Annotated in this window: 1 protein-coding gene; it reads right to left on the bottom strand. The window is 67.9% G+C overall.

Features of this window, described 5'->3' with window-relative positions; translation table 11 throughout:
- Window positions 1-15861 (bottom strand): S-layer family protein (locus FBZ89_RS20665; protein ID WP_145751773.1); only part of this gene is annotated, 15861 nt, incomplete at its 3' end.
- Window positions 15862-16262: the final 401 nt, after the last annotated feature.

Below are 16262 nucleotides of genomic sequence, written 5' to 3' on the forward strand. Positions count from 1 at the left end.
CAGGTTGCCGCTGGCCAGTTCCACGGTGCCGCTGGTGCTGGTAATGGTGCCGATGGCGCCGTTCTGGCCCGTCAGGGTGCCGATGGTGGAACCGGTGCCGCCGGTGACGCTGAGGCTGGCGCTGCCGGTGTTGGTGATGTTGCCGGATATCGTGCCGCTGTTGGCCAGGGTGCCCAGCGTGCCGGTGGAAGCGATGTAGATCGCCATGGCGCCACCGGCGGTGTTGGTCAGGCTGCCGGTGATGGCCAGGCTGGCCAGAGTGCCGCCGATATAGTCGTTCGCGGCCACGGCCAGCAGGCTGGTGCCGCTGGTCGTGCCTGTCGCCGCCAGGCCGGTCACACCGCTGGTCACCGTGGCCCCAGCATAGTTGGAACCGGCACCGCCCTGGACCAGGGTGGCGCTGTCACCCACCAGATAGTTGCCGGTGCCGCTGAGACGGGCATCGACCACGCCGCCGCTGATGTTGGCGGTGCCGCTGACGTTCAGGTTATGCCCGGCCACGTCGAGTGTGCCCGCCGATTGGCTGTAGGCGCCGGTGACCGAGATGTCGCTGGCCAAGGTGAGGCTGGCGCCACTGTTGCTGACGGTATGGCCGGTGACATCGATGGCATCGCCCAGGCTGACGGTGCCCGACGCGAAGCCGAGGTTGCTCAGGCTGTTGCGGATGGTGCCGCCGCTGAAGCTGCCCACCGCCGTGCCGCTGCCACCCGCGATCACCAGATCGTGGCCGCTGCTGTTGAGCAGGTCGCCGATCAGGGCGCCGCTGTTGGCCAGCGTGCCCAGGCTGCCGCTGGCCGCGATGTACACTGCCGTGGCGGCGGTGAGGGTGCCGGTGTTGGCCAGGGTACCCAGCGTGCCGCCGATATAGTCGTTGCCAATCACCGCCAGCAGGTTGGTGCCCACCACGCCCTGGCTCACCACCAGGCCGGTGAGGCTGCCCTGCACCGCCACGCCGGTGTAGCTGGACCCGGCGCCGCCGGCGACCAGTGTCGAGGCACTGCCGGCCAGGAAGTTTCCCGTGGACGCAAAATCCGCGAGCACGGTGCCGCCGCTCAGGCTGGCGGCCCCGCTGACGGCCAGAGCCCCGCCGCTGGCGATGTCCAGGGTCAGGGTGCCGGCCGTCTGGCTGTAGGCGCCGGTGACGCTGACCAGACTGTCCAGGATTACCGAGGCGCCGCTGTTGACCAGGGTGTGGCCGGTCACGGTCACGGCGTCGTTCAGCAACAGGTTGCCGGAGGCGAGATCCACGTTGCTGAGGGTGTTGATAATGCTGCCCTGGCTGCCGGCGGTGTAGCCGGTCAGGGTGCCCACGCCCGTGCCGCTGCCACCGGTGATGCGCAGGTCATTGGTCGACAGGTTCAGGATGTTGCCGGTGACAGTACCGCTGTTGACCAGCACGCCCAGGCTGGCGCCGGTGTCGATGTACAGGGCCGTCGGCGCCGTGATTAGGCCGCTGTTGACCAAGGTCCCGATGGTGCCGGCATTGTAGACGCCGTAGGTGGCGCCCAGGATGGTGCCGCCGTTCAGCACCGTGGCGATGGTGCCGGTGTTGTAGAGGCCGGCGGCCGTGGGCGCGCCGGCATCGATCAGCGACCCGGTGTTGACCAAGACGTCGATGGTGCCGGCGTTGTAGAGGGCCATCTGGCCCGCGACGGTGCCGCTGTTGCTGAGCGTGCCGATGCTGGCGCCCGCCTGGTTGCCCAGGCCGGTGATACTGCCGATCACCGTGCCCTGATTGCCCAGGGTGCCGATGGTGCCACTGTTGCTGATGCCGGCGACACTCCCCAGGACGGTGCCGTCATTGCTGAAGCTGCCGACCTGGCCCTGGTTCAGCACGGCGATGGTGCCGATCAGGGTGCCGGTGTTGGACAGGCTGCCGACGGTGCCGCCGGCGGCGACATGGACGGCCGTCGGGGCGTCGATCACCCCGCTGTTGCCCAGGCTGCCCAGCGTGTCGCCGACATAGTTGTTGGCGATCACGGCCAGCAGGTCGACATTGCCGCCGATGGTGACGGTGCTGAGCGTCACGCCCACGCTGGCCACGTTCACCAGGGCCGTCAGCCCGGTATAGCTGGAACCGGCACCACCCACGACCAGGGTGCCCAGCACGCCGCCCACCAACTGGTTGCTGGCTGCCGAGACCGAGGCCGCCACCGTACCGCCGCCGAGCGCTGCGACACCGGTGACCACCAACTGACCGGCGTCCAGCGCCAGGCTGCCCGCCGTCTGGCGGTAGTCGCCGGTGATGGTCAGGGTGCTGGCCAGGTGCAATGAGGCACCGGTGTTGGACACCGTGTGGCCCGCCGCAGCGATCATGTCGTTCAACAACAGGGTACCGCCGGCGAAGACCACGTCGCCGCCCGTACTGGTCAGCGTGCCGACACCGGACCGGCCCGTCAGCGTGCCGACCAGGGCGCCGGCGCCGCCCGTGATCACCAGCGCGCCGGCGCCGTTGTTCAGGACATCGCCGGCGATGGTGCCGCTGTTGGCGATGGTGCCCAGGCTGCCCAGGTTGACCAGGGCGTGGGCGGTGCCGGCCAGCAAGCCGCTGTTGACCAGGGTGGCGAGCGTGCCGCTGCCGGCCACATAGATGGCGGTGGCAGCCGACAGGGCGCCGCTGTTGGTGACGCTGCCCAGCGAACCGCCGACATAATCGTTGCCGACCGTGAGGGTCAGGCCATTGCTGACGGTGCCCTGCGCGGCGGACAGGCCGGTGATGCCGCTGACCTGCAGCTGCGCCGTCACGATGGCGCCGCCGGCCGCCTGCAGCAGCGTGCTGGTCCCCACCAGATAGTTGGCGGTGGAGGACAGGTTGGCCAGCACGGTACCGCCGACGGTGGCGGTGCCGCTGACCACCAGTTCAGCCGCCTGGGTGTCGTTCCGCGTCAGCACCAGGCTGCCGCCGACCTGGCTATAATTGCCGCTGACCGTCACGGCATTGGCCAGCGCCAGGGTCGCGCCGCTGTTCACCACGGCATGGCCGGTGGCGACGAGATCATCGTCCAGCAGCAGGGCGCCGGCCGCGAAGACCACGTTGCCCCGGGTATTGGTGATCGTACCCCTGCCGGAGAGGCCCGTCAGCGTGCCCAGGCCGCCGCCGGCACCGGTGAATACCAGGTCCTGCGCCGCGTCGTTCACGATAGCGCCGCGGATCACGCCGCTGTTGGCGATGGTGCCCAGGGTGCCGTCATTGTACAGCGCCGTGACACCCGCCAAGGTGCCGCCGGCAGCGTTCATCAGAACCGCCAGCGTGCCGCTGTTGTAGAGGCCGACGGTGGCGGTGATGGTGCCGCTGTTGGAAACGGTGGCGATGCCGCCGCCGTTGTACAGGCCGGCGCGCGACATGGCGCTGATCAGGCCCGTGTTGCTGACCAGGGTGGCCGTACCGATATTGTGGAGGCCGTCACGGCCGCCGGTGATGGTGCCGCTGTTGGCCAGGGTGCCCAAGGTGCCGACGTTGGCGGCCGCACTGCTGGCCCCCATGACGGTGCCGTCGTTCACCAGGGTGCCGACGACCCCGTTGTTGGCGACGCCGATCACACCGCCCGACAACAGGCCGGTGTTGGACAAGGTGCCGACGCTGCCGGTGGCGGCAACGTAGCCGGCGGTGCGGACGCCGGTGATGGTGCCGCTGTTCGACGCGTTGCCGATGGCGCCGCCGATATAGTCGTTGGCGAACTGCAGCAGCAAGGCGCTGGTGCCCGCCACCGTCACGATGGTGGTGTTGCCCGCGAAGCCGGCCAGGGCGGTGATGAGATTGGCGCCGCTGAGGTCGATGCCACCGCCAGCCTGCATCAGGGTATAGCCGTTGCCATAGAGATAGGTGCCGCCGGCGCTGAGCGTAGCCTGAACCACGCCACCGCTGACGACGATGGCCTGACTGGCGACCAGGCGGCCGGTGCCGGGGTCGATGCTGAGCGTGCCGCCGGTCTGGGCGTAGGCGCCGGTAATGCTGACCTGGCTGGACAGCTGCAAGGCAGCACCGCTGTTCACCACCGTGTGACCGGTGACATCGATGGCGTCGGCCAGCAGCAGATCGCCGGACGCAAACACCACGTTGGAAAGGCTATTGACGATGGTGCCGCCGGTGAAGGTGCCCACCGTGCCGCCGGCCCCGCCGCTGATGGAGAGATCCACGGCCGACAGGTTGCGGATGTTACCGGTCAGTGTGCCGGTATTGGCCAGTTGGCCCAAGCTGCCGCCGGCCGCGATATAGACGGCCGTGGCCGCCGACAGGCTGCCGCTGTTGGTCAATGTGGTGTAGGCGCCGCCGATATAGTCGTTTTCCGCCACCAGCAGCAGGGTGTCGCCGCTGACGGCACCGGTGCCGGTAAGGCCGGTGAGGACCGAGCTGACCGTGGCACCGCTGTAGTTTGACCCGTTACCGCCGACCACCAGAGTGCCCAGCGTACCTGCCAGGTAGTTGCCGGTGGCGGCCAAGGTGGCCAGGACGGTACCGCCGGTGATGCTGGCCGCACCGCTGGCCGTCAGCCCATTGTTCACGCTGGCCCCCAGGATGCCGGCCGCCTGGCTGTAGGCGCCGGTGACGCTGACGGCATCCGCCAGTTGCAGGTTGGCGCCGGCATTGACCACGGTATGGCCCGTGGCCTGAATGCTGTCGTTCAGCCAGATGGTGCCGCTGGCCAGGACCACATCGCCGCCGACGGCGATGGTGCCCTGGCTGCCCATGGTGCTGCCGGTGAAGGTGCCCTGGGTGGCGCCGCTGCCGCCGACGATGGTCAGGGTGCCGGCGGCCACCCGGATGTCGCCGGCGATGGTGCCGCTGTTGCCCAGGGTGTCGAGGCGCCCGCCTCCGGTCACCAGGACACCGCCGCTGAGCTGGCCCTGGTTGTCGAGGGAAAGCAGCGTACCGGTGCCGCCGATGGAAACGGTGGCGATGCCGCCGACGTTCAGGGCGGAGGCGACCACGCCGCCGTCGATGGCCAAGCCGGCGGTCTGCCCTGTCAGGGTGCCGACATTGTCGAGGAAAGTGATCAGGCCGCCGCTGTTGCGCAGGCCATAGGCGCCGCCACCAATGGACCCGACATTCACCAGCGCGCCGACGGTGCCGACATTGCGCAGGCCGGCGTTCTGGCCGACCAGCGTGGTGCTGTTGGTCAGGGTGCCCAGCGACCCTGTGGTGGCCACATACAGCGCCGTGCTGGCGTTGTTGACCGCGGCGGTGATGGACAGCGTGGCGAGCGTGCCGCCGATATAATCGTTCAGCGCCACGGCCTGCAGGGCGTTGTTCGCCACCGTACCGCCCAGACCGAAGCCGGTCACCAGGTTGGTGATGCCGAGGCCCGTATAGTCGGACCCCGCACCACCCTGCACCAGCGGCCCCAGGATGCTGCCGGCCATATAGTTCGCGGTGCCCGACGCGCTGGTGATGGTGGCGGTACCGCCCGTGAACCGTGCCGCCCCAGTGACGGACAGCATGTCGCTGCCGATGCCCAACCGCAGGCTGCCGCCCGTCTGGTCGTAGTCGCCGGTGACGGCGACGGTACCGCCGAGCGTCAGGTTGGCGCCGCCATTCACCACCGTGTGGCCGGTGGCGTCGATGGCGTCGGCCAAGCGCACATCGCCGGACGCGAAGACCAGGTTGGACAGGCTGTTGACGATGGTGCCGCCGCTGAAGATGCCCACCGTTCCCCCGGTCCCGCCGGTGATGGACAGATCGACGGACGAGAGGTTGCGGATGTTGCCGGCCAGCGTGCCGCTGTTGGCCAACCGTCCCAGGCTGCCGGCGGCGGCGATGTAGACAGCCGTCGCGGCCGACAGGCTGCCGCTGTTGCTCAGCGTGGCGTAAGCGCCGCCGATGTAGTCGTTGCCGCCCACGAACAACAGGCTGTCGCCGCTGGCCGCCCCGCTGCCGGTCAGGCCGGTCAGGGCGGAGGCCACCACAGCGCCGCTGTAGTTGGAACCGGCGGCGCCGGTCCCCAGGGTGCCCAGCGTACCCGCCAGATAGTTGCCGCCGGCATCCAGGGTGGCCAGGACGGTGCCGCCGGTGATGCCGGCGACGCCGCTGACCGTCAGGCCATGGTCCACGGTGACGCCCAGGGTGCCGGCCGTCTGGCTGTAGGCACCCGTGACGCTGATGCCGCCGGCCAACGCCAAATAGGCGCCGGTATTGACCACGGTCGCTGCCCGCACGCTGTCGTTCAGCAGGACATTGCCGCCGGCCAGCACCAGGTTGCCGCCGGCAATGCTGAGGGCGCCCTGGCTGCCCAGGGTGGCGCCGGTGAAGATGCCCATCACCGTGCCACTGCCGCCGGTGACGGTGAGATCGCCCGAGGTGGCCACGTCGCCGGCGATGATGCCGGCATTGGCCAGCAGGCCGATGGTGCCCGCGGAAATGCCAATGCTGCCGCCGGCGATGGTGCCCTGGTTGATGAGGGTGCCCAGGATGCCGGCATCCACACCCACCACACCGCCGCCGACCACGCCCAGACTGGTGATGGACAGCAGGCCGATGGCGCCCGCGCCGCCGATGCCGGCGTTGGTGGTGCCGAGGATGGTGCCGCTATTGATCAGGATCCCGATGGAACCGGCATTCTCGATACCGCTGGCAGCACCGCTGATCACGCCGCCGTTGTCCAGCGCAGTGATGCCGCTGGTGGTGAAGCGCACGCGCACGGCGTAGCCGTCGCCCAGGATGGTGCCGGTGTTGCTCAGGGTGGCGACGGTGCTTTCCACCAGCACGCCGCCCTGGGTGCCGCCGTTGATCACGCCGCCGGCGGTGTTGATGAGGGTGCCGACACCGCCCGTCTGCTCCACATAAATCCGGGCGCCGATGCTGCCGCTGTTGGACAGCAGGCCCAGCGTGCCGCTGACATCGAACGCGCCGCCGATGGTGCCACCGTTGACCAGCGTATCGATGGCGCCGTCCGCGAACAGGCCCCCCAGGGTGCCGTCGTTGGCCAGCGTATGGATGAGGCCGGTGTTATGGAGGCCGAACCCGCCGCCGGTGATGGTGCCACTGTTCGACAGCGTGGTGATGGTGCCCAGGTTGGCGATGGCGGTGCTGCCGACGCTGCTGATCACGCCGCCGGTGTTGGCCAAGGTGCCCAGGGTGCCGGTCTGGGCCACGTAAACGGCGGCGCCGTTCTGGACGCTGAGCGTCCCGGTGTTACCCAGGCTGGCGTAGGTGCCGCCGATGTAGTCGTTCCGCGCCACGCCCACCAGGGCGGTGCCGGCGATGGCGCCGCCAAGGGTCAGGCCGGTGGCGTCATCGGTCACCACCACGCCGGCATAGTCGGAACCGGCACCGCCGGCAACCAGTGTCCCCACTGTGCCGCCCTGCAGGTAATTACCGATGGCGGCCCCCACCAGTTGCACCTGCCCGTTGGTCAGGCTGGCGCTGCCGCTGGCGGCCAACTGGCCGGCGCCGGTCACCAGGACCAGGGTGCCGCCCGTCTGGGCATAGTTGCCGGTGATGCTGACGGCGCCGGTCAGGGTCAGGTCGGCGCCGGTGTTTCGTACCGTGTTGCCGCCGACATTGACGCTGTCGTTCAGCAGCACGTCGCCGGATGCGAAGATGACGTTGCCCAGGGTGTTGGTGATGATGCCCTGGTTGGTCAGGGCGGCGCCGGTGAAGGTGCCGGTCCCGATGGTGGTATTGCCCAGCGTGCCACCTGTGATGGTCAGGTTGGGCGTGGCCGTGGCGTTGTTGATGATGTTGCCGGCGATGGTGCCGCCGTTGGCCAGTGCGAAGAACTGGCCCAGGCTTCCGATGCTCAGCGCGGTGGCGCCACTGATCACACCGCTGTTGAAGTTGAGGATGGATCCCAGCGTGCCGCCGTCCTGCACCTGGACGCCGCCGCTGATCCGCCCGATATTGCCCAGCGCGAACACCGAACCACCGCCGCTGACGGCGACAGTGGCGATGCTGCCGTCATTCAGAGCGAACATGACGCTGCCGCCGTCCACCGCCAGGCCGGCCGTCTGGCCCGCCAGGGTGCCGTGGTTGCCGAGGAAGGTGATGGCGCCGCCGCTGTTGCGCAGGCCATAGGCGCCGCCGGCGATCGTCCCGTCGTTCAGCAGCGCGCCGATGGTGCCGAAATTGCGCAGGCCGGCGTTCTGACCCACCAGCGAGGTGCTATTGGTCAGCGTGCCCGATATCGACCCCGTGGCGGCCACGTACAACGCCGTGCTGGCGGTGCTGACGGCACCTGTGATGGACAGCGTAGCCAATGTGCCGCCGACATAGTCGTTCAGCGCCACGGCCTGCAGGGCGTTGTTCGCCACCGTGCCGCCCAGGCCGAAGCCGGTCACCGTGTCGGTGATGCCGAGGCCGCTATAGTCGGACCCCGCCCCACCCTGCACCAGGGTGCCGAAGATGCTGCCGGCCATATAGTTGGCGGTGGCCGAGAAACCGGTGACGGTGGCGGCACCGCCTGCGAACCGAGCCGCCCCGGTAACGGACAGCAGGTCGCTGCCGACACCCAGCCGCAGGCCGCCGCCCGTCTGGCTGTAATCGCCGGTAACGGCCACGGTGCCGCCCAGGGTCAGTGCGGCGGCGCTGTTCACCAGGGTGTGGCCGGTCACGTCGACGGCATCGGCCAGGCGCACATTGCCGGACGCGAACACCACGTTGGACAGGGTGTTGATCAGGGTGCCACCGGTGAAGGTGCCCACCGTGCCACCGGCCCCGCCGGTGATGGATAGGTCGACGGCTGACAGGTTACGGACGTTGCCGACCAAAGTGCCGGTATTGGCCAACTGGCCCAGGCTGCCGGTGGCCGCGATGTAGACGGCCGTCGCGGCCGACAGGCTGCCGCTGTTGCTCAGCGTGGCATAGGCGCCGCCGATATAGTCATTGCCACCCACGAACAGCAGGGTGCCACCGCTGGACGCGCCACTACCCACCAGACCGGTCAGGGCCGAGACCACGGTGGCGCCGTAGCCGGACCCGTTGGCGCCGGCCGCCAGGGTGCCCAGCGTACCCGCCAGATAGTTGCCGGTGGCGGCCAGGGAGGCCAGGACCGTGCCGCCGGTGATGTTGGCGACGCCGCTGGCCGTCAGGCCGTTGTTCACCGAGACGCCCAGGGTGCCGACCGTCTGGCTGTAGCCGCCGGTGACGCTGACGGCACCGGCCAGTTGAAGGTTGGCGCCGCTGTTGATCAGGGTGTGGCCGCTGACGACGACGTTGTCGTTCAGCAGGATGTTACCACCCGCCATCACCACATTGCCGCTGGTGACGGTGATGGTGCCCCGGTTGGTCACGGTGGCACCACTGAAGGTGCCCGCCACCGTGCCGGTGCCGCCGGTGATGGTCAGGGTGCCGGACGTGGCCTGGATGTCGCCCAGGATGGTGCCGCTGTTGTTCAGCAGGTCCGGCTGGCTGGTGAGGGACAGGGCGTTGGCACCACTGATCAGGCCGCTGTTCAGGATGGTGCCGAAAGCGCCGGACAGGGCCGTGCCGCTGGCACCGGTGGCCTGGATGGTGCCGCTGTTGATCACCGTGCCCGTGGCGCTGGAGGAAAAGACGCCGTACTGGGCGCCGCTGATCAGGCCTATGTTGACCAGGGTGCCCAGGGAACCGGCATTCCCGATGCCGCTGGCGGCACCGCTGATCACGCCGCCGGCGGTGTTGATGAGGGTGCCGACACCGCCCGTCTGCTCCACATAAATCCGGGTGCCGATGCTGCCGCTGTTGGACAGCAGGCCCAGCGTTCCCCTGACATCGAACGTGCCGCCGATGGTGCCACCGTTGACCAGCGTATCGATGACGCCGTCCGCGAACAGGCCGCCCAGGGTGCCGTCGTTGGCCAGCGTATGGATGAGGCCGGTGTTATGGAGGCCGACCCCGCCGCCGGTGATGGTGCCGCTGTTCGACAGCGTGCCGATGGTGCCCAGGTTGGCGACGGCGGTGCTGCCGACGCTGCTGATCACGCCGCCGGTGTTGGCCAGGGTGCCCAGGGTGCCCGTCAGCGCCACATAGATGGCGGCGCCGTTCTGGACGCTGAGCGTCCCGGTGTTTCCCAGGCTGGCGTAGGTGCCGCCGATGTAGTCGTTCCGCACGACGGCGATCAGGTTGTTGCCAATGGTGACGCCGGCCAGGCTGAGACCGGCGCCATCGCCGCTGAGCGTCACGCCGGCGTAGTCCGACCCGGCGCCGCCGGTCACCAGGGGCCCCACCGTGCCGCCCTGGAAATAATTGTTGGTGGCGGCCCCCACCAGTTGCACCTGCCCGTTGGTCAGGCTGGCGCTGCCGCTGACCGCCAGCAGACCGCCGCCGACCGCCACGCCCAGGCTGCCCCCCGTTTGGGTGTAGTCGCCGGTAATGTTTACGGTGTTGGCGACCGTGATGCCGGCGCCAATATTGCGCACGACAAAGCCGTTGGTGGTGATGCTGTCGTTCAACAGCAGGTCGCCGCCGGCGAAGACCACGTCGGCGTAGCTGGTGGTGATGCGGCCCTGGCTGGTCAGGTTGGCGCCGGTCAGGGTGCCGATGGTGCCGCCGGTGCCCCCAGCGATGGTGAGGGCGGCCGCCAGCGTTCCCGGCCCCGCATTGGATGGGTCGAAGTTGTTGTAGATGTTGCCGGCGATGGTGCCGCTGTTGACCAGCAGGTCCACCTGGCTGCCCACGAAAATGTCCAGGGCGGTACCGCCCTTTATCAACCCGGCGTTGGCGATGGTGCCGATTTTCCCGCCATTGAAGACGCCGATGCCGAAACCGGGACCGGCGATGGTGCCGGAATTGGCCAGGCGGGCGATGGTTCCGGAATCGGCCAGGGCGAAGGACACGCCGCTGCTGATCGTGCCACCGTTGTCCAGAAGACCGACGGTGCGGTCGTTATAGAAGCCCACCCCGTTGGTGGACATCAGGGTGCCGCTGTTGGTCAGGGTGTTGATGGTGCCGTAGTTGCGCAGGGCCACGTTGGTCCCGCCACCGATCAACCCGCTGTTGGTCAACGTGTCGATGGTGCCGCTGTTGGTCATGTCCGACCGGACGGCGGTGATACTCCCGCTGTTGCCGAAAGTGCCGATGCTGCCGCTGTTATTAACGGCGAGCCCGGAGGTCACGGTGGCGGCGATGGTACCGCTGTTGGTCAGCCGGGTGATGTTGCCGCCGTTATAGAGTCCGTAGGACTGCCCCAGGATCGTCCCGCTGTTGTTGATCGAGCCGATGGGGCTGACGGTGCCATTAAGATATAGAGCCGTCTTGCCGGTGATCAGGCCCAGGGTCTGATTGTCGATAGCGCCGATGGTGTTGAAATTGGAACCGATGATGGCGGTCCGGGCGGAAATGGTACCGCTGTTGAGCAGGGTGCCGATGCTGCCGACACCGATGCCGATGGTGTCGCTGTCGATCACACCGCTGTTGTCCAGCAGGCCGATACCCCGGTTGTTGGGGGACGAGATGCCAACGGCGGTACCGGTCAGCGTGCCGCTGTTGGCCAAGGTGCCCAGCGTGCCATTCAGATAAAAGGCGGTGCGGCCCGTGGCGGTGGCCGTGTTGCCGACGCTGCCGATATTGCTGTTGATGTAATAGTTGCCGGCCACGGCCACCAGGTTGGCGCCGGCCGTCCCGATGCTGGCCGTCACGCCGCCGAGCGTCCCGGCAAGGGTGCCGGTCAGGCCGGAATAGGTGCCGCTGGCGGCGGAAACCAGGGTGGTGAGAACATCGCCCAGTAGATAGGTGTTGGCGTAGCTGAAGGCCACGGTGCCAATCACCGCGGCACCGGTGATACTGGCGGTACCGCTAACGACCAGGCCACCGCCGGCCCCCAGCAGCAGCGTGCCGCCGGTCTGCGCGTAGTCGCCAGTCACGCCGATGTTGCCGGGTAGGGTCAGGGTGGCGCCAGCATTGACCAGGGTGTGGCCGCTGACGTTCACGCCTTCGCCCAGGCGCAGGCCGCCGGCCAGCACCAGGTTGGCAAGGGTGTTGATGATGGTGCCGCCGGTCAGCACGCCCACCGTGCCGGCCGTCCCGCCCATGATGGACAGGTCGTGGGACGACAGGTTCAGGATGGTCCCCGACAGAGTGCCGGTGTTGACCAGTTGGCCCAGGCTGCCGGACGCGGCGATGTAGACCACGGTGGCGGCCGACAGGCTGCCGCTGTTGGTCAGGGTGGCCAGGGTGTCGCCAACATAGTCGCTCTGCGCCATCAGCAGCAGATTGGTGCCGTCATTCCCGCCGGTGAGGGTGATGCCCGTCTGGGGCGCCACCGTTATGGAGGCGCCGGTGTAATCGGAACCGGCACCGCCCACCACCACCGTGCTGGGGGCACCCACCACGTAATTGGCCTGCGTCGGCAGGCTGCTCAGGTTGACGCGGGCGCCGGTCAGGCTGGCCGCACCGCTGACGAGCAGTTGGGCGCCGTTGAACAGGCTCAGGCTGCCGCCCGTCTGGGCATAGTCGCCGGTGATGCGGACGGTATTGGCCAGCGTGATGCCGGCGCCGGTGTTGATGACCGTGTGGCCGGCGGCATCGATAGCATCGTTCAGCAGCAGGGCGCCGCTGGTGAAGACCACATTGCTGAAGGTATTGCTGATGGTGCCTTGGCTGTTGGCGGCGTAACCAGTGAAGGTGCCGATGGTGCCGCCGCTGCCGCCCGCGATGGTCAGGCCGCCATAGGAGAAGCTGTCGTTCAGGGTGCCGTTGACGATGTTGCCGGCGATCAGGCCTGTGTTCACCAGGGTACCGATGCTGCCGCCGAAGACCAGCGCCACGGCCTCGGGCGCCAGGATGGTGCCGCTGTTGATCACCGTACCCATGGTGAACTGCGATTGCAGGATGCCATATTGGTTGCCGGTGCCGCCGCTGACGGTGATCAACCCGCTGTTCAGCACCGCGGCAACGGTCCCGACGTTGTAGATGCCGACGCCGCCGGCGGTGGCCGCGATGGTGCCGCTGTTGCTGACCGTGGCGACGGTGGCGTTGTTGACGATGCCGAAGCCGCTGGCACCCACGGCGATCCGACCACCATTGGACAGCAAGGTGGCGACGCGGCTTTGGCTCAGGATGCCGACGTGCGCCAGAATGGTGCCGGTGTTGGACACCGTGCCGATGGTGGCGGCGGTGCCCAGGCGGATGCCGAACTGGGTGGTGGCGGCGCTCACGCGCGCATCGATCAACCCATCGTTGACCAGCGTGCCGATGGTGGCGGCACGCACATCTATCCCCACCCCCACGGTACCGGCGGTAAGGTGTCCCCGGTTGACCAGCGTGCCGATGGAAGCGCCATCGGCGACATAGGCCGCGATGCCGCCGGCATCCACTGTACCGGTCAGCGTCAGGCTGGCGGCATTGGTGCCGATGTAGTCGCTGGTCGCCACCGCCAGCAGGTTGGCACTGTCGGTGCCCAGGGTGGCCGTCAGCGGGACGAGGCCGCTGTCCACCGTGCCGCTCAGGCCGGTGTAGGCGCCGCTGGCCGCGGACACCAGGGTCGAGAGCGCATCGCCCACCAGATATGTCGCGCCCGCCGACGGGGTGGACAGCGTGGCGATGACGCTGCCGCCCGTCATGGTGGCCGCACCGCTGACCACCAGTTCTGCGCCCGGCTGCAGCATTAGGGTGCCCGAGGTCTGCGCGTAGTTGCCGGTGACGCCGACCACGCTGGCCAGGGTCGCGGAGGCGCCGCTGTTGGCCAGGGTGTGGCCGCTGACGTTGACCGCATCGTCCAGCAGAAGGCTGCCGCCGCTGAGCACCACGTCGCTGAAGCTGTTGGCGAGGGTGCCGCCCGTCAGCGTGCCCACCACACCGCCCGTGCCGCCACTGATGGACAGGGTATTGGCCGACAGGTTCCGGATGTCGCCGGTCAGCGTGCCGGTGTTGGTCAACCGGCCCAGGCTGCCGGTGGCCGCGATGTAGATCGCCGTGGCTGCCGATATGCTGCCGCTGTTGGTCAGTGTGGCAAGCGCGCCGCCGATATAGTCGTTGCTGGCGATCAGCAGCAGGTTCTGGCCGTCGTTGCCGCCGGTGACGGTAGCCCCGGTCAGAGGGGTGATGGAAATGGTGGCGCCGGTGTAGTCCGACCCCGTGCCCCCGGCCACCAGGGTGGTGGGCGATCCCACCACGTAGTTGGCGGCGGCGGGCAGGCCGGTCACGCCGACCTGGGCGTTGGTCAGGCTGGCGCTGTCGCTGACCAGCAATTGCGCGCCGTTGGCCAGCGTCAGGCCGCCGCCCGTCTGGGCATAGGCGCCGGTGAGAGTGACGGTGTTGACCAGGGTGATGCCGGCGCCATTGTTCAGCACCGTGTGGCCGCTGGCGTTGATGGCGTCGTTCAGCAGCAGGCTGCCGCCGGCAAACACCAGGTTGCTCTTGGTGTTGCTGATCGTGCCCTGGCTGTTGGACGCATAGCCGGTGAAAGTGCCGACCGTCCCGGCGGTGCCGCCCATGATGGTCAAGTTGCCGTAGCTGAAGCTGTCGGTGCCGTTGACCACGTTGCCGGCGACCAAGCCGGAATTGACGAAGCTGCCGGTGATGGAGGCACCCAAGGCCAGAGAGACGGCGCTGTTGGCGATGATGGTGCCGCTGTTGACCAGGGTGTCCAGGGTCCAGTACTGCACCCGCACGCCGGTGCCGATGCCCATGGAGATGAGGCCGCTGTTGCGGATCGTGTTGATGAAACCGGCGTCATAGATGCCGATACCGCCGCTGCCACTGACGATGGTGCCGCTGTTGATGATGGTGGGAAGGGTGGCAGCGGTGTAGACGCCGTAGCCCTGGTTGCCGGTGAGCGAGATCGTGCCGCTGTTGGACACCAGGCTGACCGCGTTGCTCTCGTCCCAGATGCCGAGCCAGCCGACGATGGTGCCGGTGTTGGACACGGTGCCGACAGTGGCGCCGCTGGTCACGTGGATGCCGGCCTGGGTGGTGCCGACGGCGATGGATGAGACGTCGATCAGCCCGGCGTTGACCAGGGTACCGATGGTGGCGCTGCCCACCTGGATGCCGATGCTGCCGGCGATCAGGGTGTCGGCATTGACCAGGGTGCCGATGCTGACGCCGTCGGCGACATAGGCGGCGAAGGTGCCGGCGCTGACCGTGCCGGTCAGTGTCAGGTTGGCGACGCTGGCGCCGATATAGTCGTTGGTGGCCCGGGCCACCAGATTGCCGCCGATGGTGCCGCCGCCGATGGAAAGGTTGGCGATACCGCCAATGACGCTGACGTTCACGCCTGAATAGGTGCCGCTGCTGGCGGCGACCAGTGTGGACAGCGCCTGGCCCGCCAGGTAAGTGGCGCCGGTGGGCACGCCGGACAGGCTGGCGGTGATGGACCCACCCGTCATGGTGGCCGCACCGCTGACCGCCAACTGGCCACCGCTGCCCAAAACCAGGGTGCCGGCCGTCTGGCTGTAGTCGCCCGTGACGTTGACCAGGGTGGTCAGCGTGACGGAGGCGCCGGTATTGAGCAGGGTGTGGCCGCTGACATTCACGGCGTCGTTCAGCAGGATAAGGCCACCGGCCATCACCACGTTGCTCAAGGTGTTGGTGATGGTGCCCTGGTTGCCGCCGAGGCCCGTATAGCTGCCCACGGCGGTGCCGGTCAGGACCAGGTCGCTGGTGCCGTTGTTGATGATGGCGTTGACGATGGTGCCGTTGTTGCTGATCGTCCCGAGCGTGCTGTCGCCGGAGATGGAGATGCCATAGCCGGTGCCGCTGATCACCCCGTTGTTGTGCAGGGTGCCGATGGTCGATCCGTTGGTGAGCAGGATGCCGCCCACACCGGTCGCGAGGGTGCCGTTTTCGACAAACGGCGTGATGGTGGCGCTTTGCAGCCAGACGGCGACCGTGCCGGACCCTGCCAAGGTCGTGCCGGAGAGGGTCCAGCCATTGCGGAAGTTGCCGCTGAAGGTGGTGTAGGCGTCGGTGGCCCGTGCCGGCCGGGGAGCCGCCAGCCCGACGGCCATCACCGCCAGCGAAGATCCGGCCAGAAGAACACTCCGGGCGCGAGCGCGCCGCAGCCGGTGGTTATGTTGTATCTCTTGCGGACAGGTGTCAGCCCCGCCAGCCCCTCGCAGCCCCATCCCTGCCCCCACACTTTTTTGCTCGCCCCCGCAGAAAATCGCCGCCTTAAACTATCGGCCCAGATCCGCTAATAGGCTGGTTCAACTTAAAAATTCAAATAAGCCCTTCCTGAGCCCCGCACGCACGCATGAAGCATTATTCTTATGTAATATAGATTAGTACTATAGACGGAATCTTGGCATTAACCAATAACACCTTCCGCATACGCATTCAGATACCATGAGGGCTACGTTGAAGAGGCGGCCCTCATGGATCAGCACACTACCACCCGTCATGCAAGACG

The sequence above is a fragment of the Nitrospirillum amazonense genome (assembly GCF_007828045.1).
Taxonomy (GTDB): domain Bacteria; phylum Pseudomonadota; class Alphaproteobacteria; order Azospirillales; family Azospirillaceae; genus Nitrospirillum; species Nitrospirillum amazonense_C.